This is a genomic window from Propionivibrio sp. (assembly GCF_017995515.1).
GTDB lineage: Bacteria > Pseudomonadota > Gammaproteobacteria > Burkholderiales > Rhodocyclaceae > Propionivibrio.
Genome location: NZ_JAGOIT010000071.1, coordinates 1 through 17,848 on the forward strand (window position 1 = coordinate 1; position 17,848 = coordinate 17,848).

The window sequence follows — 17,848 nt, forward strand, 5'->3', positions numbered from 1 at the left end:
ACCTCCACCAAGAAGGCGAAAGAAGATTCGTCCGGGTCCCCATCGTCTAGAGGCCTAGGACACTACCCTTTCACGGTAGGTACCGGGGTTCGAATCCCCGTGGGGACGCCAGGGTTTCAGGAGGTTGCGCAATGCGACCTTCGTATCGAGCAGTACTGGAGTGGTAGTTCAGTTGGTTAGAATACCGGCCTGTCACGCCGGGGGTCGCGGGTTCGAGTCCCGTCCACTCCGCCAGTAACACCGTGAGGAGCCTCTGGTTCCTGACACAGGAGAGCGCTGAGATGTCAGCGTTTTCCGCGTGGTGTTACAAAACGGTGTCACGTCTGTGATGCCCGCGGCATTTTCCGGCTTTCTGGAGATGCTGCCATGTCTTACCTTTCTTATCACCACGGGTCCTACTGGTTTCAATTGCGCGTTCCCGCGCTCTTGGTTGCCAAGTACGGCCGCGTGCTTCGCGTTCACCTTCGGACCCAGGAACGTTCGGTCGCTCAACACCAGGCCTACCAGATGGCCGGCCAGTGGCTCGAACGCTTCCAGGCCGGGCGCCTTGATCCGGGCCATCTCAATCACCCCCCGCGTCAGAATAGTTGTCGCCTCTTTATGATGTTGAACCCGGGGCGACAAGGAAGAGAGATGGCACGGTACGGAGAAGCATTCAGGAACAGGGTGGTGGCACGGTTGTTGCCGCCGGAGAGTGCCGAAGTGAGCGAGGTGTCACGGGAGATTGGGGTTTCGGTGCAGACGTTGGAACGCTGGCGTGCGCGCGCTCGACTCGAAGCGGTGATTACCACCGCGGCGATGGACGAAAGCGGCAAGAGCGCCTGTGTCGTTCCCGGCTCCGCCGGAAGCCCTGTGCGGCCCCCGCTGGAATCGCGCTCTCTACAGTTGCCGGAACGGTTGCCGACAACTACTCGCGATGCCATGAAAACGCCGAGCAGCTGATTGCGCTGCAGGCGTGGATCACTGAGATGAAAAAGGCCGCCGAGACCGGCGGCGAGTAGAACGAGAATTAGGCGATCTTCGAAGCCGATAAGCTTGCTGGCGACCATTTGGAGTGCATCGGTTACGCAGTGAGCGTGCAATAATCAAAACGCACCATCCGACACCGGGCCTCACCGGTGCCCGCCTCGCGCAATGCGGGGCGGAGTCACTTTTACTAATGCGCCGTAAGTTGTTGACTATTGGTGGTCGAAAGTGTCGTTTTTAAGGCCTTGAATAATATGGTAGAAATTAGAGTTTTATTCGTTTGCATGGGCAACATCTGTCGGTCTCCGTTGGCCGAAGGCGTTGTCCGGTGTCTGGCCGATCGCGCGAAAATAGGGGCTTTCGTGGAAGTCGATTCGGCCGGCACCTTGGCCTACCACGCCGGCGAGCAGCCCGATCCGCGCGCCAGAAAGGTCGCCGCCAGTCGTGGCTATGATCTGTCGAAAATGCGCGCGCGGCGTGTGGCCGAGGACGACTTTTCCCTTTTCGACCTCGTGCTTGCCATGGACCGGCAGAACCTTGCCGCGCTCGAGCGCGTTTGTCCGGAGGAGCATCTGCACAAGTTGCGCCTGTTCATGGAGTACGCGCAAGACTGCGAGGAGGACGAAATCCCCGACCCGTACTACGGCGGTCCGGATGGTTTCGAGCGCGTACTCGACTTGTGCGAAGCCGCGGCACGCGGCCTGATTGCGTCGATCGCCGGTCGCAAGGGGCGCTGCTAATCGAGCTTCTTCAGATAGTCCTTGGTGAAGACCTTGTCCGGCAAGTCGCGCAGCTTCATGCTGTTGTATTCAAGGATCGACTGGTTTCCAGCCTTGAGCGCGTCTTCCATGATCAGACGGGTCGGGCGCAAGCGGCCTTCCATCGTCTGGAAGTTTTCGTACTTGCAGACCTTGAGCAAGCGGTTCGAGAGCGAATAGAACTCGGCTTTGAACGGCCAATTGTCCTTCTTCCGAACCCAGTAGACGACCTTTTGATAGGTCACGCTGCGGTCGACGGCGATCAGCTCAAGGACATTGTAGGTTTCGTTGTCGATGGTTTCGGTGCGCAGGAGCTTCGGGTGGTAATCGGAGGCGAAATTGGCGCGCGCCAGGTCGCCGTTGGCCACCTGACCTGTCAGTCGCTGCGACAGGGAGATCCGGATCGGCTGCGATACGTCGGGCATGAACACCCACAGATCGCGGCCCTTCATCAGGATGATCTGGCCACGTTCGGAGGCCGGCTCGGTGACCATGACCACGGTATTGCTGTTGCCCTTGGAGAGTACGCGGTACTTGCGCAACTCGCTTTCCTGGCCGGGCTGCGAGCTCGTAATGTCGATATCGACCTGGAAGCCTTCGCTGGGGAAGCGCACGAGGTCCGCTTTCTCGACAATTTCGCGAGCCACCGGGTCGTCGACCGGAGCTGCCGGCTCCGCCTCCTGTGCATTGCAGAACATTGCCGGGATCGCCAGCGAAAATGCGGCGAGAAATGACGCAAGCTTGACACGTGGGTGCCGGGTAGTCATGATTTCCATCGTTTTTTCCCCATTGTGCTGATCACAGATATGGTCGGCAGAGAGCCTTCCGATGAGCGTCGTCCGCCTGGAACACATATACAAGGATTATCTGCTTGGCGATCAGAAAGTCCAAGCACTGAAGGACATCACTTTGTCCTTCGATCCGGGTGTCTTTCTGGCGATCGCCGGTCCATCGGGCAGCGGTAAGACGACGCTGTTGAACCTCATCGGTTGCATCGATACGCCAAGTCGCGGCAAGATCTTCATCAACGATCAGGACGTCAGCGGTCGGAGCTCTGACGAACTCGCCGATCTGCGCAGCCGATCGATCGGTTTCATCTTCCAGACGTTCAATCTTCTGCCGGTGCTTTCGGCAGCGGAGAACGTCGAGTACCCCCTGCTTCAACGGCGTGACGTTTCGGAAAGTGAACGCAAGAAACGCGTCGGCTACTTCCTCGATATCGTCGGACTGTCGAAGTTCTCCAGCCATCGTCCGAATCAGTTAAGCGGCGGTCAACGGCAGCGGGTGGCCATCGCGCGTGCGCTCGCCATTCTTCCCTCGATCGTGTTGGCTGACGAGCCGACCGCGAATCTCGATCATCACACCGGCGAGGAAATACTCTTGTTGATGAAGCAGATCAACCGGGCATTCAATACCACCTTCATCTTTTCAACACACGACAAGCGCGTGATTGCCAAGGCGGATCGCCTCGTGCGCGTCGAGGATGGCGAAATATCCGCGCTCGGCGTACGTTCCAATTCGAAATGGTCTCTTGCCAGTCAGCGGCGGCCATCGGATTCGCCTCGGCAATAGCGCAAACAAATCCGCCGAAAGGGCAGGCATGCATCGAAAGAATTCACAAACGCTGTTCCAGTCGCTCAAGCCCGCAGTGCTCGCGGCTGCCGTATTTTCGACGATGCCGGGCTGGGTCAGCACGGCGAGCGCCGCCGACGGCGAAGGGCTCGCCTCTCCGCGATTGCTGCTGGCGGCCAGCGATGCCGGAGATGACGGCATTGGCAGTCGTGACGAGCTTTTCGGTGACGATGCCGACTTGCCAAAGGCCGAAGCCGAGTCGCAAGCGAAGCCGGCAGCAGCGGGGAGCGGGATCAAGGGCTACCTGCAGTTCGAGATGGCCAGGACGATTTCCGAGCCGGTGCATTGGTCGAAGATGCTGACGCGCGCCGAACTTGGCTCGCAGGGTAATCTCGGCAACGGCGTCAAATGGAAGCTGGGCGCGCGTGTAGATTACGACGCGGTCCATGACCTCTATGATTTCTACCCGAGCGACGTCAAGGACGATCAACGCTTCAATTTGTACCTGCGCGAAAACTATCTCGATATCAGCGCCAACGACTGGGATTTCCGTCTGGGAAAACAGAACGTCGTGTGGGGGGAAATGGTCGGTCTGTTCTTTGCCGACGTCGTCTCCGCGCGCGACATGCGCGAGTTCATCCTGCCTGAATTTGATGCGATGCGTATTCCCCAATGGGCGGCGCGGGCCGAGTATTTCAAGGACGATTTTCACGCCGAGTTGTTGTGGATTCCGGTCGCCAGCTACGACGAGATCGGCGAATCCGGCGCCGAGTTTTATCCCTATCAACCGACGCAGCCGGGCGTCGGCGTGACCTACCGCAACGAGGACATTCCGGCACGAACGATTGCCAATTCAAACTACGGCTTGCGGTTGTCGACACTGAAGAACGGCTGGGATATGTCCGGATTTCTGTACAGTAGCATGGACGTCACCCCGACCTTCTACCGCGATCTCTCGAGTTCACCCGGGACGATCGTCTACGAGGCCAGGCACGATCGCATCGATCAGGCCGGCGGTACGCTGGCCAAGGATTTCGGCTCGATCGTCCTGAAGGCGGAGGCGGTCTATACGCATGGACGTCAGTTCACCGTACTGCGCCTTGATGACAGCAACGGCGTAGTGCCGCAGAACACGCTCGACTGGGCGGTCGGTCTGGATTTCGATCTGCCTTCGGATACACGGCTCAACGTGCAAATGTTCCAGCGTGCGTTTTTCGACTACGACCCGGGTCTCATTTCCGATCGCCACGAGAATGGTTACAGCTTGCTCGTCAGTCACAAGTTCACCGACAAGCTGGACGCTCAGGTGACCTGGATTTCGAGCTTGAACCGTACGGACTGGTTGTTCCGTCCGAGGATGACGTGGCAGTTCGAGAGGAACTGGCGCCTGGCTGCCGGCGTCGACGTGTTCAACGGACCGGCGTACGGCTTGTTCGGGCGGTACGACGCAAATGATCGGGTCTACTCCGAGGTTCGCTATAACTTCTAGGTGCGGCGTCGTTGGTCTGGCGGCGGATTTCGTACGATAAATACGACAAAGCCGGTCAAGGCGAGGCAACGCGGCGGCGTGCGAGGGGGTTCCTGCTCGATAACTCCATTCGCTATCATGAGGTCTCGTTCCGCGTCGTTGCGGGCGTTGATGAGTTTGGCTCTGGCGAGGAAGGCGAATGTCAACAGGGGATCTGCCCTATGTGAGTGTCGATCAGCTCCAGATCGGCATGTATGTCTATATCGACCTGAAGTGGTTTCAGCATCCGTTTGCGTTCAATAACTTCAGGATAAAGGACGAGGAACAGATCGCGACGATCCGCGGGCTCGGACTGAAGCGGGTGCGCTTTGATCCGGCTCGCAGCGAAAGCAAGCCAAAGCCGCGCGAGACCGAGAAGTCCACGGCAGCGCTCGTGCACGCAGAACCGGCGCTGAATGAGCATCCGGCATTGGCCGCCAAGCGCGCGCTGATCGAGAAGATCAAAGAGCAACGCGAGGCGGCGGCGCGCATCGAGCACGCGTTTGTCGATACGGCTAAGACCATCCGCGACGTCGAGAAGAATTTGCTGAGCGACCCGGAGAAAACTGTCGCACAGGCGAGCAAGCTGGTCGGAAAGATTGCCGATTCAATCCTCTCGGCGCCCGAGTTGGCGATCCACGTCATGGGCGACAAGATCGGCGGCGAGGAACTCTACTTTCACTCCCTGAACGTGACGATGTTGTCGTTGATGGTCGCGCGGGAAATCCGGCTGCCGCAGGACGCGGTGCAACCGCTGGGCATGGGGGCGCTGTTCCACGACGTCGGACGCCGGCAGATTCCGGACAAGATCCTGATGAAGATGGAGCCGCTGACCCAGGCGGAGAAGAACCTCTACGAGCTGCACTGCCAGTACGGCGTCGAGATCGGGCAGAAGCTCAAATTCGTTCCAGCCGCGCTGGCGGTCATCGGCGAGCACCACGAGCTATACGACGGCAGCGGTTACCCGAAGCGGCTCAAGGGTGACGCGATCAGTCTGCTCGCGCGCATCGTCGCCATCGCCAACTACTACGACGAGCTGTGCAACCCGACGAACGTCCTGACCGCGATGACGCCGCACGAGGCGCTGGCGACGATGTTCGCCAAGCTGCGCACCAGGTTCGATTCCCGCCTGCTGCAGATTTTCGTGCGCTGCCTCGGCGTGTATCCGCCGGGGACGGTCGTTCAGCTTTCCAACGGCGTGATCGGCATGGTCGCGACGATCAACACCGCGAAACCGATGAAGCCGATGGTTGTGGTCTACGATCAGGAAATTCCCAAGGAGGAGGCGTTGCTGGTCGATCTGGAAACGGACGCCGAAGTGAATATCGCCAAGGCGCTCCGGCCGGGGCAATTGCCGCGCGAGATCTATACCTACCTCAATCCGCGCAAACAGGTCAGCTACTACTTTGACGCGAGTGCCGCGAGCAAGGAGTCGGTCAAGTCATGAGCGACCTTGATCGCCTGCTGCTCGACCACACGGAGCAGATGATCTTTCTCGTCGAGCCCGAGAGCTTGCGCATCGTCAGCACCAACCGGGTTGCCGCACAGACACTGGGTTACGAAATCGAGCGTCTGCTCGAAATGAACATCCTCGACATCGAGAGCGCGCTGCAGGACATCTTCTATTGGGAGGAAGTGCGCGCCGGGCAGGTTGCCAACATCGAGTCGCAGGAAGCACTCTACCTGTGTGCCGACGGCTCGATGCGCGCGGCGGCCAAGACCGTCCGGCTGGTCGAGCAGGACGGCCGGCGCTGGCTGATGGTTCAGGCGCGCGAGATCGGAAACCAGTTGCGTGTCGAGGACACGCTGGCGCGTACGACCTCGCAACTGCGCGCGACGCTCGAATCGACCGGCAACGGCATCCTGGTCATCGACTGGCAGGGCAGGATTGCCAGCATGAATCGCCTGTTCAGCACGATGTGGCAGGTACCCGAGGAATTGCTGCTGAGTCAGCTCGATGAGGAAATTCTCGGCTTCGTCGCCAGCTCGGTCGCCGAAAGCGACCTTGTCCGCGCGCGCTTGCGCGAGATCGTCGATGGCACCGAGACGGACGACCTGCTGCATCTCGTCGACGGGCGGGTCTTCCAGTGCAAATCGCTGCCGCAATACCTCGAGGAAAGGATCATCGGCCGCGTCTTCGGCTTCAACGATATCACCGAGCGCATTCGCATCGAAAAGGACCTGATCGCCGCCCGCGAACGGGCCGAACTCGCCAACCAGGCCAAAGCGGATTTTCTGGCGATGATGTCGCACGAAATCCGCACCCCGATGAACGGCGTCATGGGCATGACCAGCCTCCTGCTCGACACGCCGCTCGTTGCCGAGCAGAAGCGCTATCTGGAAATCATCCGTTCGAGTTCCGAGGCGCTGCTCGCGATCATCAACGACATCCTGGACTTCTCCAAGATCGAGGCCCGGAAACTCACGCTGGAGACGGTCGACTTCAGCCCGTGGGAGTTGCTCGAAGACCTGGCTGACCTCTACGCCCTGCGCGCAGCCGAGAAGGGGCTTGAGTATGCGTGGAGTGCCGACCCCGAGATGCCCGAGCGTCTGGCCGGCGATCCCGGGCGGATTCGGCAGATCCTCACCAACATCGTCGGCAACTCGCTCAAATTCACGCACACCGGCACGATCGCGCTGAACGTCAGCCGTCAGCCCGACCGGAACGGGCGCGTCGTTCTCCTTTTCGAGGTCAGTGACACCGGCATCGGCATCGCCGAAGCGAACCTGAGCAAGATTTTCGCGCCCTTCGAGCAGGCCGATTCGACGACCACGCGCAAATACGGCGGGACCGGACTGGGCTTGGCAATCTCGCGCCAGCTTGTCGAACTGATGGCGGGAAAGATGTCGGTGATCAGCCAGGAAGGGCGCGGCACGGTGTTCAGCTTCACGCTCGAATTGGCGCGCGCCGATGATACGGCCCCGGCCGTCTCGATGCCGGCGACGTGGCACGGGCGGCGTATATTGGTTGCCGAAGGCAATCCGGTCGCCCTGGCCGGCCTGGTGTCACGCCTGCGCCACTGCGGGCTGGATGCCGAAGGCGCGCTCGATGCGGCGAGCGCCGCCGAGCACATCGCGTCGGCCGTTGCGGAGAACAGGCCGTTCCGTTGCGCCGTGATCGCCGATGCCCTCCTCGTGGACGCGCCTGAAGCACCGTCGCCAATCACGCTGGCACCGCTCAAAGCCGCCGGTACGGTCCTCATTCGCTGCCTGGCGGCGGGCTTCCGTGGCGAGGCGCAACCGATCGAAGGTGCTACCCCCGCGCTGTTCCTGCACAAGCCGATCCGTCGTGCTGCGCTGCGCCAGGCGCTGCTGGAAGCGTTTGGCGAGGCGGCGCCGGTGCCGGTACGCACCGCACCGGCTTCGCGCTGGGGCAGCGACGCGGCCTGGAAACGTGAAAAACGCCTGCTCGTCGTCGAAGACAACGCAATCAACATGACGGTCGTGCGCGGCGTCCTGAGCAAGCTCGGCTACACGCAGATCGACAAGGCGCGTGACGGCGTCGAGGCCGTCGACATGGCCGCGCAGACTTCCTACGACCTCATCCTGATGGATTGCCAGATGCCGCGCATGGATGGTTATGCGGCGACGCGCGCACTGCGCGAGCGCGGCGTGCGCACGGCGATCGTGGCGATGACGGCACACGCATTGAGCGGCGACCGGGAGAAGTGCCTTGATGCCGGGATGGACGATTACCTCACCAAGCCGGTCGTCATCGATGCGCTGGCGGCGTGTCTGGAACGCTGGCTGAACCGCGAGCCGGCGACGGCTACAACGGCTTCCACCGTCGCGCCGCCCGCCGGCGAGGCAGCGGCAGCGAGCGCTGTTGCCGAAGAAGCGTTTCACCACGCTGATTTTCTCCGGCTGATGATGGGCGACGAAGTACTGGCCGAAACGCTGGTGAAGATGTTCGTCGCCAACACGCCGGACGACATTGCGCGCCTCGGGGAAATGATCGGGCACGCGGATGCCGACGCGGTGCGCGCTGCGGCACACCTGGTCAAGGGCGCGGCGGCGAACATGTGCGCGCCCGGTATCAACGCGGTCGCCTACAAGATCGAACGCGCCGGCGCGGCGGGCGATCTCGCCAAGGCGCAGCGGGCGCTGCCGGAGCTCGATCGTGCCTGGCGCGCCTATATTGCCCACCCGGCCGTGATCAGTTATCTGGGTGGGCAGCAGCTGCGCTAGACGCGGGCTGCCTGATCGGCAGCGTGATGCGGAAGGTCGTGCCGCGACCGGGTTCACTGTCGACCTCGACCTTTCCGTGGTGTTTGCGAATGATTCCGTGCGTGATCGACAGGCCGAGCCCGGTGCCCGTGCCGACCGGCTTGGTCGTGAAGAAGGGGTCGAAGATGCGGTTGAGAATCTGCGGCGGAATCCCGGCGCCGGTGTCGGTGATTTCGACGCAGACGTTGTCTCCTGCGCGATAGGTGCGCAGGGTGATGACGCCGCGCTCGGCAATCGACTGCGCGGCGTTGACCAACAGGTTCATGAAGACCTGATTCAGTTGCGACGGGATGCACTCGATCTCGGGGATCGATCCGTAATCCTTCACCACCTCGGCCTTGTACTTCAGCTCGTTCCAGACGACGTTGAGCGTGCTTTCCAGCCCGGTCTCGATGCTGGCCCACTGCATCTCGGTTTCGCTGACGTGCGAGAAGTCCTTCAGATCCTGCACGATGCGTTTCACCCGCTGCAAGCCGTCGACCGATTCAGCGAGCAGGTCGGCGATGTCCTCTCGTAGATAGCCGAGTTCGCCTTCTTCCTTGAGCGCGTTCATCGCGTCGCGCGTCGTCGGCGATAACTCGCCTTCATGTTTTTCGTAGGCATTGATCAGGCGGAGCAGGGTCGCCACGTAGTTCTGCAGCGCGCCGAGGTTGGAGTTGATGTAGCCGACCGGGTTGTTGATCTCATGCGCGACGCCCGCCGCCAGTTGCCCGATCGAGGCCATCTTTTCCGACTGCAGCAGCTGGTTGTGCGCTTCCTCCAGTCGTTCGATCAGCACCCGCTGCTCGGCCTTTTCCTTGTGCAGCGCCTCTTCGGCGCGCTTGCGCTCTTCCAGTTGCTCGCGCAGCGCTTCGGTCAGCGCGGCCACCTGGCGCGTCAGGCGGAGCTCCTCGGTCGTCTTGCGGTCGCGCACGCATTTTCTGATCGCATCGGCCAGCAGGTGCATGTCGATGGGCTTGGTGATGTAGCGCTCGACGCCGATCGCCAGCGCCTCGCGCAGGCTGCCGTTCTCCCTGTCGGCGGTGATGACGATGATCTGGGCGTCGGGATCCTCCGACTTGATCGTTTTGCTCATCAGCAGGCCGTCCATGCGCGGCATGAAGATGTCGGTCACCGTCACATCGGGCTGCCATTCCCGCCACTTCGCCAGACCTTCCTCACCGTCGGTGGCAACCTGGATTTCCGAGACGAAGCGGCCGGCCAGGTGCTTCATCTGGGTGCGCAGGATCGGGTCGTCGTCGACGACGAGGACGCGGGCCTGGATCAGTCGGGGTTCGCGGTTGGCTGGGTTCATGGCGCGGGGCTAGTGCGCTGCGTCGTCGAGCAGCGATTCGTCGAGGAGAACCGAGCCGTCCGGCCCCCAGATCACGCGGGTGATTCCCGGTTCGATCGCTTCCAGGCGCTTGCGCTCGATCTCCTCGGCCGAAAGGGCGCCAGCTTCGAGGCGAACCTGATCGGCGAGTCGTTGGTTCTCCAGCGTCAGTTCGCGTAGCGTCAGCACCTGGCCGAGCGTGGCGATCAGTTCGTAGTCGTTCCAGGGCTTGGAGATGAAGCGGGTGATGCCGGCCTCGTTGATCGCGCCGATCAGTCCGTTCAGGTCGGCGTAGCCGGAGAGAATCAGGCGCGCGGTTTCCGGCTGGATTTCGCGGAAGGACTTGAGGAACTGGACGCCATTCATCAATGGCATGCGGTAGTCGGAAAGGACGAGGTCGTATGCGGTGCTGCGCGCCTTTTCGAGCGCTTCCTGCGGCGAACTGAAGAGGTCGACCAGCAGCTTCTGGCTGACGTCGCAAATGGTGCACGGCGTGAGCTGCAGAAGGCGGCGCAGCGCCTTGAGGATGGCCTCGTCGTCGTCGACGATCAGGATGCGGGTCATTGTTTTGCTTCCTCCGGAGGGGGCGTGCGGATATAGATCGGGGCCGTGTGGTTCTCTCGCCGCGCGTAGTCCTGAATCTGCCGGATGAGCGAGGCGTCCAGGATGTAGTCGGAGGAGAGCAGGAGCACGCCTTCCCGACTCATCAGATCGCGTGAGAGCACCATGCCGACCTTCAGGTCCGCGTGCGAAATCGGTTTTTCGAGGACAACCTCCTTCTTCAGGCCGCCGAGCATTTCGAGAAACGCATCCACGAGCTGCGGATCGTAGCGCTTGCCGCGCGATTGCTGCAGCAGCGCTTGCGCTTCCTCCGGCGACATGCGCCGCTCGGCGAGCGTGCCGCTCTGCAGACCATCGTAGTCATTGGCGATGGCGAGGATGCGCGCACCGATCGAGATGTTTTCGCCGGCGATGCCATCCGGGTAGCCTTGTCCGTCAAAGCGCTCGTGGTGGGCGCGGACAATTTGTGCCGAGTGCTTCAACTCGTCCAGCGGCATCAGCGCCGCCGCGCCGTTTGCCGGGTGCTTTCGGTAATACGCCAGATCCTCGCCGCTCATGCGCGAAACCGGTCGGCTGAGCAGGGTGTCGGGGAAGCCGATCTTGCCGATGTCGTGCAGCAGCGCGGCGAAGAAGATGTCCTGCTGGTCCTTGGGCTCCACGCCGACGTGCTTGGACAGCCGGCGCGCCAGGTCGGCGACGCGTCGCGAGTGGCCGGCCATGGTGCCGGCGCGCAATTCGATCAAGCCGGTAAACATCTTGATCGAGGTCAGGAAATTCTGCTTCAGGCGCTCGTTCGCCAGGTTGAGGAAGTCGTTGATCTGGGCGATTTCGGCCGTGCGCTGCTGAACCTTGTCTTCGAGATTGGCGTTGAGGTCCTTGAGTTCCTCGTTTTGCGCCTGCGAGAGCGCAAGCAGACGGGCGTTCTCGTGCGTCAGACGCTGCCGTTCCAGCGCGTCGCGCACAATGAGCACCAGGTCGTCGTCATTCCACGGCTTGGCGATGTAGCGGTAGATCTCGCCGCGGTTGATGGCGTCGATCGTCGAGGTGACGTCCGCGTAACCAGTGAGGAGAAGCCGAACCGTATCCGGCCAGCGCGCCCGTACCTGTTCGAGGAAGCGCGCGCCGTCCATTTCCGGCATGCGCATGTCGGAAATCACCAGATCGACGTGCTCACGTTCCAGTATCTCAAGGCCGGCCTTGCCGCTCTCGGCCGTGTGGATCGCGTAGCCGCTTTTGCGCAGCAGGCGGCACAGGGCGGACAGGATGCCGGGCTCGTCGTCGACCAGAAGAAGGGTAATCGCGGTTTCCGTGCTTTCGTTCATCTCGCTGTCTCGGCTGGTTTGACCGTTCCGAGGGGCTCGTTGTCGTAAAGCGCGGTCGGTTTCCCGATGGGCCCCGTTGCCCGTAAGTATATGAGGAACCGCTACGCGATTCGAGGGCTACTGGCCCGCTCCTCCCATCGCCTGGTAAAGCGCAATGCTGTCGCTCAGCCGTTGCGCCTGCGCCGACGCCAGGCCCAGCCGGGTTTGCTGCGCCTGCTGTTGTGCAACGATCAGTTGCAGGTAGCTGGCCGCACCCAGCCGGTAGCGGTGCCCGATCGCCTGCAACGCTGCCTGCGCCGCCGCCTCGGCGGCGGCTTGCGAATGCAGGGCTTGCGCGTCGTGTTCGATCGCGCGCAGGGTGTCGGCGACGTTGCGCAAGGCGTCCAGAACCACGCCCTGGTAATTGGCTGCAGCCGCGTCGAAGTCGGCGAGCGACGCGCGTTTCTCGGCGGGGAGCGCGGGGTTGAAGAGCGGTTGCGTCAGTTGTCCGATGAGCCCCCAGACGGCGGAGGCGCCGCCGAACAGCGCGCCGGTGGTCAGCGCCTGCGAGCCGAGACTGGCGCTCAGGTTGAGTTGCGGGTAGAGGCGGGCGACGGCGACGCCGTAGTCGGCGTTGGCCGCGTGCATCAGCGCTTCCGCGGCCTGGATGTCCGGGCGGCGACGCACCAGTTCGGACGGAACGATGACGGGCAATCGTTCGGGCAGGGCAAAGGCGGCCAGCGTGAACGGCGGAACATCACCCGCGGCGGGCGCTCGTCCGGCCAGCGTGGCGAGCAGGTGCTCCGTCTGTTCCAGCTGTTTGCGCAGCGCCGGCAGCCCGGCACGCGTCTGTTCAACCTGCGATTCGAGGCTGGCGAGCTCGTCCGGTGACGCCTGGCCGAATCGCAGGCGTTGGCGCGACACGGTCACTTGCGCGTCTTCCAGTTGGACGATGTTTTCTGTCGCGTCGATCTGCGCGGCGAGTCGCGCCCGGTTGATGGCGGCGTTGGCGATCGTTGCCGCCAGGGTCAGCTGCGCGGCGTCCAGTTCGAAACGCCGGTAATCGGTACGGGCCGCCAGTGCTTCGAGCGCGCGGCGGCTGCCGCCGGCCAGATCGAGGTTGTAGCGCACCCCGACGCTGGCGCTGTAGAGGCTGAACTCGCGCGCGTCCCCGCTCACTCCCTGGCTGCTGGGGCTGGTGCGCTGGCGCTGTGCGCCGACGCCGAGATCGACCTGCGGGTACTGCGTCGCGCCGGCCTGCGCGGCCTGGAGCTCCTGCGCCTGACGCAGCGTGGCGCGGGCGGCGGCGAGCGTCGGGCTGTGGTTGAACGCCTCGTCGATCAGCCGGTCGAGCGCCGGCGAACCGAGCGTGCGCCACCACTGCGCCTCGATCGGCAGTCCTTCGACCAGCTGTTGCGCGACGCCGTGTTGCGTGGCGGTCGTTGCGGTTGTCGCTGTCGTGGGCGTGGCCGTGTAGCGATCCACCGGCGGCGCGGCGGGGCGCTGGAAATCGGGGCCGACCGTGCAGCCGGAAAGCGCGGCGGCGAGCAGGCCGAGCACGGCAAAACGTGTCGCAACACCTTGTGCGGGCAAATTCGCCATGCGCGGGTTCGTGAGAGGCGATTTTGTGCTCATTCCAGCTCCCTTCCTTCGCCGGCTTCTTCGTGCGTTACGCCGTCGCGGATGTGATAGATGCGCTTGAACGTGGGAATGATCTTTTCGTCGTGGGTGACGACGATGATCGCGGTTTCGTACTTGCGCGCCATCTGGTTGAGGATGCGGATCACGGCCATGGCGCGCTCGGAGTCGAGCGGCGCGGTGGGCTCGTCGGCGAGGATCACCGGCGGCCGGTTGACCAGCCCGCGGGCGATGGCGACGCGCTGCTGCTCGCCGCCGGAGAGTTGCGACGGCATCGCTCGGGCGCGGTGTTGCACGTCCAGCGCGGCGAGCAGTTCCAGCGCCCGCGTGCGCGACTCGGCGTTTCTGACCCCGGCGAGCATCGGCAGCAGCGCGACGTTGTCGGTGACGTCGAGAAACGGGATCAGGTACGGCGCCTGGAAGACGAAACCGATCTTGTCGCGACGCAGCGCGCGCAGGTCGCCGACCTTCCAGCCGTCGTCGTAAATCAGTTCGTCGCCCAGCGTCATCCGCCCGGCGGTCGGGTCGATGACGGCGCCCAGGCACTTGAGCAGGGTGCTCTTGCCCGAGCCGGAGGGGCCGATCAGACCGACGACTTCCCCGGGTTCGACGTGCAGATCGACCCCTTTGAGCGCATCGACGGCCGTCTCGCCGCTGCCGTAGCGCTTCTTCAATCCTTCGATGCGGATGCCTTTGGTGTTCGTCATCTCAGCCTCCGATGGCTTCGGCCGGATCGACCTTGAGCGCGATGCGGATGGCGACGACGCTGGCCAGCACGCAGATCAGCAACACAGCGAGAAAACCGGCGGCGGCATCCGCCGGGATCAGCAAGACGTATTTGGGGAAGATCGGCGCGGAGAGCGTGGCGGCGATCTTGCCGACGACGAAGCCGATCACACCGAGCGCGATCGCCTGCTGCAGGATCATCGCGGCGATGGTGCGGTTGCGCGTGCCGATCAGCTTCAGCACGGCGATTTCGCGGATCTTGTCCATCGTGAGCGTGTAGATGATGAAGGCGACGATGGCGGCGCTGACCAGCGCCAGGATCACGAGAAACATGCCGATCTGCCTGGCCGAGGTGGCGATCAGCTTCCCGACCAGGATGCCCTCCATCTGCGTCCGGGTATAGACGGTGTAGCGTTTCCAGCGGCGGATGGTTTCCGCCACCTCATCGGGCGCGTGGCCGGGTTTCAGCGTCACCAGCACGGCGTTGACGAAGGCGTTGGTGCTCTGCGAGGCGATCACCGCGTCGAGCAATCCCGGTACGCCGGGCCGGTTGAACGCCGGATTGGCCTCGCTGCGACGGCGGCTCTGCCAGATGGCGTCGTTGTCCTTGAGGAACTGCGCCTCCTGTGCGTCCTTGAGCGGGATGAAGACCATCGGATCGCCGCCGGAGGAGACCATGCGGCGCGTCAGCCCGACGACGGTGTAGAAATTGCGCCGGATCGCCAGCCGGTCCCCGACCTGGAAGCCGGTGGCGACGTCGGCCACCGCTTCGTAATGGCCGCGCGTGATGTGGCGACCGGTAATCAGGTACGGCGGCCAGCCGGGGGTTGTGCCCGAGCGGCCGGGGGCGATGCCGACGACCATCGCGCGCACGTCAGCATCGCCCTTGCGCACCTGCATGGTCAGATAAGTTACGTTGGCCGCGGCGGCCACGCCCGGAATGGCGAGGATGCTGCGATACACGTCGTCGTTGAGGCTGGACGATTCGGCGTACGGCCCCAGGGTGTCTTTCTGCACGACCCAAAGCTCGGCGCCGCTGTTGTCGAGCAACGCCTTCCCGTCATCGACCATCCCGCGGTAGACCCCGGCCATGACCAGGGTGACGCCGATCAGGAGCCCCAGTCCGACGCCTGTGAAAACGAACTTTCCCCAGGAGTGGAGGACGTCGCGTCCGGCCAGGCTGATCATCGGGCGACTCCGGCAAGGCGTTCGACGACCCTGATGCGATTGTTTTCGCTCAGCGCCTTTTCGCTATAGACCACCACCTGGTCGCCTTTTTCGAGGCCTTTCCGGATTCCGACGTAACCGGCGAGGTCCGCGGCGCCCGCTTCGACAGGCGCGAAGGTGAGGCGACCGCCATCGACCTTCCAGACGCCGACCGCATCCCCGCGGCGCCGGAGGGCCGCGTTGGGGAGCGCCGGCGTCGCCGGGCGGGGCGGAAGATCGACGGTGACCTCGGCCAGTTCGCCCAGCGGCGGCAGCGGTCGGGTCGCTGCATCAAGAACGACCTTGGCCAGCAGCTCCTCGGTGACCGCATCGGCTTTCGGTTCCACGCGCAGAACCCGGCCGGACAGGGCCGCTCCGTCACGCGAACGCAGGACGACGCGCGCGGGCAAACCGCCGGCCAGTCCGGAAGCGACGATCTGGTCGAAACGCACGTTGATCCACAGGCTCGCCGGATCGATGATCTCGATGACCGTCTGGCCGGCCACGACGGTCGTTCCGGGGTCGGCCTCCCGCGCCGCGACGAGGCCGTCCGCCGGTGCGATCAGGCGCAGATTGCGCCGTTGCGCCCGCAGCCCGTCGAGGTCGGCGCGCAGCCGGACGACGTCCAGCCGCGCAGCGGAGAGGGCAGCGTCGGCGATCTGCAGTTCCTGCCGTCTGGTCGCGACGGTCTCCTCGCTCGTCGAACGGACCGTCAGCAGCTCCTCATAGCGCTTTGCCTGCGTCTTCGCATAATCCTGTCGTGCCTCGGCTTCGCGCAGCGCCGCTTCCGCCCGCCGTGCCGCCGATGCCTGCGCCTGGACGCGGTCGTCGAGGTCGACCGGGTCCATTTCGCCGAGCACCTGTCCCGCCTTGACCAAGTCGCCCACGTGCACGTCGAGGCGCTGGATGCGTCCGGCGGCGGTCGGGCCGATCTTGTACGCGTACCGCGCCTCCACCGTGCCGACGCCGAACAGTCCCGGCGCGATCGCCCGTTCATCAACGGTGGCGACCGTCACCGCCACCGGTGCCAGCGGCCCCGAGCGGAAAACGACATAGACAAAGAGCAGCAGCAAGGGAGCGACAATCGCCAGCAAGGCCAGCGTGCGCTGTTGCAAGGGAAATTTCGTCATGACCGGCTCCTGATCCCGTCGCGATAAATGGCGAATACCCGCGGCGCTTCGCGACGGATGCGCGCCATGTCGCCGGCCAGCAGCGACTGCATGATCAGCCCCTGGATGGTGCCGATGAACAGGGTGATCGCCGCCTCGGCATCGAGATTTCCGGCCAGCTCGCCGCAGGTCTTGCCGCGCTCGATCAGGCGGTCGAGGCGTTCCCGGTAGCGACGCAGCAGCGTCTCGGCGATCTGTTTGGCCGGCGTCGGTTCGGCACGCTGCAACTCGCCGAACATCATGCGCGGCACGCCCGGATGTTCAGCGACGAAGCCGATGTGGCTCATGAACATCGCCTCCATCGCTGCGAGCGGCGAATCGAGCGTTTGAATGGCGCGGTCGATGCGGGCCAGCAGGTTTTCCGCCACCCACTCCATGACCGCCTGCCAGATCGCTTCCTTGCTCGGGAAATGCCGGAACAGCGCGCCCTGCGTGACCTGCATGTGCTTGGCGATGGCCGCAGTGGTGATCTCGCTGGGGTTCTGTACCCCGGCCAGCTGCACGACGGACTCGACGGTCGCAGCCCGACGTTCGTCAGCGGGTAGATGCTTTGGAAGGGACATGATTGCTGTCTTGAAAGATGAAAGATAGTAAACGGTTACTATCTTACCTTCGGGAGAAAATAATGCAAGCGTGTCTCCGGTGCGGCAACGCACTCATGCAATCATGCCGGACCGGCCTCTCTGTGGTTCATCTGAGAGGTTGTGAATAAACCTAAAAAACTCAGTTCCTCACCGCAAAGGCGCAAAGATCGCGAAGGTTCGCAAAGAAAATCAAGGCGCTACGCGAACAGCATCTATCTTCCATCGCCACCCACAGGGTGAATGGTCAAGTACGATCAACCTGCTGTTTCCTTTGCGATCTTTGCGCCTTCGCGCCTTTGCGGTGAGGTTTTCAGGATAAAT

14 protein-coding genes, 2 tRNA genes and 2 pseudogenes are annotated in these 17,848 nt (G+C 63.1%); 9 read left to right on the plus strand and 9 right to left on the minus strand.

Annotated elements, in window-relative coordinates:
- The first annotated feature begins 35 nt into the window (after positions 1-35).
- The 5 genes and pseudogenes from KBA32_RS11995 (at position 36) to KBA32_RS12010 (ending at position 1,706) form a co-directional block, all read left to right on the plus strand.
- Positions 36-111 (plus strand) — tRNA-Glu (locus tag KBA32_RS11995).
- Positions 112-157: 46 nt separating this feature from the next.
- A tRNA-Asp gene (locus tag KBA32_RS12000) sits at positions 158-234 on the plus strand.
- A gap of 132 nt (positions 235-366) precedes the next feature.
- Positions 367-534: pseudogene (locus KBA32_RS17165) on the plus strand (DUF6538 domain-containing protein); the annotation flags it as partial.
- Positions 535-633: 99 nt separating this feature from the next.
- A pseudogene (locus tag KBA32_RS12005) lies at positions 634-822 on the plus strand (transposase); the annotation flags it as partial.
- Between the two features lie 398 nt (positions 823-1,220).
- Positions 1,221-1,706: a low molecular weight protein-tyrosine-phosphatase gene (locus tag KBA32_RS12010; protein ID WP_294359213.1), complete on the plus strand. Its 486-nt coding sequence runs from the start codon at positions 1,221-1,223 to the stop codon at positions 1,704-1,706.
- Here the strand turns inward: KBA32_RS12010 and KBA32_RS12015 are convergent.
- A complete protein-coding gene (locus tag KBA32_RS12015; protein WP_294359215.1) occupies positions 1,703-2,491 on the minus strand; it encodes an outer membrane lipoprotein-sorting protein in 789 nt (262 codons plus the stop codon). The two genes, KBA32_RS12010 and KBA32_RS12015, sit on opposite strands and share 4 nt — an antisense overlap.
- 61 nt (positions 2,492-2,552) lie before the next feature.
- Between KBA32_RS12015 and KBA32_RS12020 the strand changes: the two genes are divergently transcribed.
- The 4 genes from KBA32_RS12020 (at position 2,553) to KBA32_RS12035 (ending at position 8,991) form a co-directional block, all read left to right on the plus strand.
- Complete coding sequence (locus tag KBA32_RS12020; protein ID WP_294359217.1) at positions 2,553-3,296, plus strand: ABC transporter ATP-binding protein; 744 nt, start codon at positions 2,553-2,555, stop codon at positions 3,294-3,296.
- Between the two features lie 28 nt (positions 3,297-3,324).
- Entirely contained in the window at positions 3,325-4,785 is a 1,461-nt protein-coding gene (locus KBA32_RS12025) for a DUF1302 family protein (RefSeq protein WP_294359218.1), read from the plus strand.
- A gap of 178 nt (positions 4,786-4,963) precedes the next feature.
- Positions 4,964-6,250, plus strand: coding sequence for an HD domain-containing phosphohydrolase (locus KBA32_RS12030; protein ID WP_294359220.1), 1,287 nt, complete (start codon positions 4,964-4,966; stop codon positions 6,248-6,250).
- Positions 6,247-8,991, plus strand: coding sequence for a PAS domain-containing hybrid sensor histidine kinase/response regulator (locus KBA32_RS12035; RefSeq protein ID WP_294359222.1), 2,745 nt, complete (start codon positions 6,247-6,249; stop codon positions 8,989-8,991). The genes KBA32_RS12030 and KBA32_RS12035 overlap by 4 nt, the downstream gene beginning before the upstream one ends.
- Here the strand turns inward: KBA32_RS12035 and KBA32_RS12040 are convergent.
- The 8 genes from KBA32_RS12040 to KBA32_RS12075 form a co-directional block, all read right to left on the minus strand.
- Positions 8,960-10,324 carry an ATP-binding protein gene (locus tag KBA32_RS12040; RefSeq protein WP_294359224.1) on the minus strand — a complete coding sequence of 455 codons (1,365 nt, stop codon included), beginning with the start codon at positions 10,322-10,324 and terminating at the stop codon, positions 8,960-8,962. The genes KBA32_RS12035 and KBA32_RS12040 overlap by 32 nt on opposite strands.
- A gap of 9 nt (positions 10,325-10,333) precedes the next feature.
- Positions 10,334-10,906 carry a response regulator gene (locus tag KBA32_RS12045; protein ID WP_294359226.1) on the minus strand — a complete coding sequence of 191 codons (573 nt, stop codon included), beginning with the start codon at positions 10,904-10,906 and terminating at the stop codon, positions 10,334-10,336.
- Positions 10,903-12,225, minus strand: coding sequence for an HD domain-containing phosphohydrolase (locus tag KBA32_RS12050; protein ID WP_294359229.1), 1,323 nt, complete (start codon positions 12,223-12,225; stop codon positions 10,903-10,905). Before KBA32_RS12050 ends, KBA32_RS12045 begins: the two co-directional genes overlap by 4 nt.
- Before the next feature lie 117 nt (positions 12,226-12,342).
- On the minus strand, positions 12,343-13,806 hold the full coding sequence (locus KBA32_RS12055) for an efflux transporter outer membrane subunit (protein WP_294359230.1): 1,464 nt from the start codon (positions 13,804-13,806) through the stop codon (positions 12,343-12,345).
- A 29-nt stretch (positions 13,807-13,835) separates the two neighbouring features.
- Positions 13,836-14,549 carry an ABC transporter ATP-binding protein gene (locus KBA32_RS12060; RefSeq protein WP_294359232.1) on the minus strand — a complete coding sequence of 238 codons (714 nt, stop codon included), beginning with the start codon at positions 14,547-14,549 and terminating at the stop codon, positions 13,836-13,838.
- Position 14,550: 1 nt separating this feature from the next.
- The gene (locus KBA32_RS12065) at positions 14,551-15,756 is read right to left on the minus strand and encodes an FtsX-like permease family protein (protein WP_294359234.1); all 1,206 of its coding nucleotides are present in this window, start codon (positions 15,754-15,756) and stop codon (positions 14,551-14,553) included.
- Positions 15,753-16,904, minus strand: coding sequence for an efflux RND transporter periplasmic adaptor subunit (locus tag KBA32_RS12070; RefSeq protein WP_294359236.1), 1,152 nt, complete (start codon positions 16,902-16,904; stop codon positions 15,753-15,755). The genes KBA32_RS12065 and KBA32_RS12070 overlap by 4 nt, the downstream gene beginning before the upstream one ends.
- Positions 16,901-17,509, minus strand: coding sequence for a TetR/AcrR family transcriptional regulator (locus KBA32_RS12075; protein ID WP_294359238.1), 609 nt, complete (start codon positions 17,507-17,509; stop codon positions 16,901-16,903). Before KBA32_RS12075 ends, KBA32_RS12070 begins: the two co-directional genes overlap by 4 nt.
- Between the last annotated feature and the right edge of the window lie 339 nt (positions 17,510-17,848).

Bases quoted from the DNA above. Each gene is read 5' to 3' on its own strand.
- KBA32_RS12010 (WP_294359213.1), top strand. From the start codon at position 1,221: ATGGTAGAAATTAGAGTTTTATTCGTTTGCATGGGCAACATCTGTCGG.
- KBA32_RS12015 (WP_294359215.1), bottom strand. From the start codon at position 2,491: ATGACTACCCGGCACCCACGTGTCAAGCTTGCGTCATTTCTCGCCGCA.
- KBA32_RS12020 (WP_294359217.1), top strand. From the start codon at position 2,553: ATGAGCGTCGTCCGCCTGGAACACATATACAAGGATTATCTGCTTGGC.
- KBA32_RS12025 (WP_294359218.1), top strand. From the start codon at position 3,325: ATGCATCGAAAGAATTCACAAACGCTGTTCCAGTCGCTCAAGCCCGCA.
- KBA32_RS12030 (WP_294359220.1), top strand. From the start codon at position 4,964: ATGTCAACAGGGGATCTGCCCTATGTGAGTGTCGATCAGCTCCAGATC.
- KBA32_RS12035 (WP_294359222.1), top strand. From the start codon at position 6,247: ATGAGCGACCTTGATCGCCTGCTGCTCGACCACACGGAGCAGATGATC.
- KBA32_RS12040 (WP_294359224.1), bottom strand. From the start codon at position 10,324: ATGAACCCAGCCAACCGCGAACCCCGACTGATCCAGGCCCGCGTCCTC.
- KBA32_RS12045 (WP_294359226.1), bottom strand. From the start codon at position 10,906: ATGACCCGCATCCTGATCGTCGACGACGACGAGGCCATCCTCAAGGCG.
- KBA32_RS12050 (WP_294359229.1), bottom strand. From the start codon at position 12,225: ATGAACGAAAGCACGGAAACCGCGATTACCCTTCTTCTGGTCGACGAC.
- KBA32_RS12055 (WP_294359230.1), bottom strand. From the start codon at position 13,806: ATGGCGAATTTGCCCGCACAAGGTGTTGCGACACGTTTTGCCGTGCTC.
- KBA32_RS12060 (WP_294359232.1), bottom strand. From the start codon at position 14,549: ATGACGAACACCAAAGGCATCCGCATCGAAGGATTGAAGAAGCGCTAC.
- KBA32_RS12065 (WP_294359234.1), bottom strand. From the start codon at position 15,756: ATGATCAGCCTGGCCGGACGCGACGTCCTCCACTCCTGGGGAAAGTTC.
- KBA32_RS12070 (WP_294359236.1), bottom strand. From the start codon at position 16,904: ATGACGAAATTTCCCTTGCAACAGCGCACGCTGGCCTTGCTGGCGATT.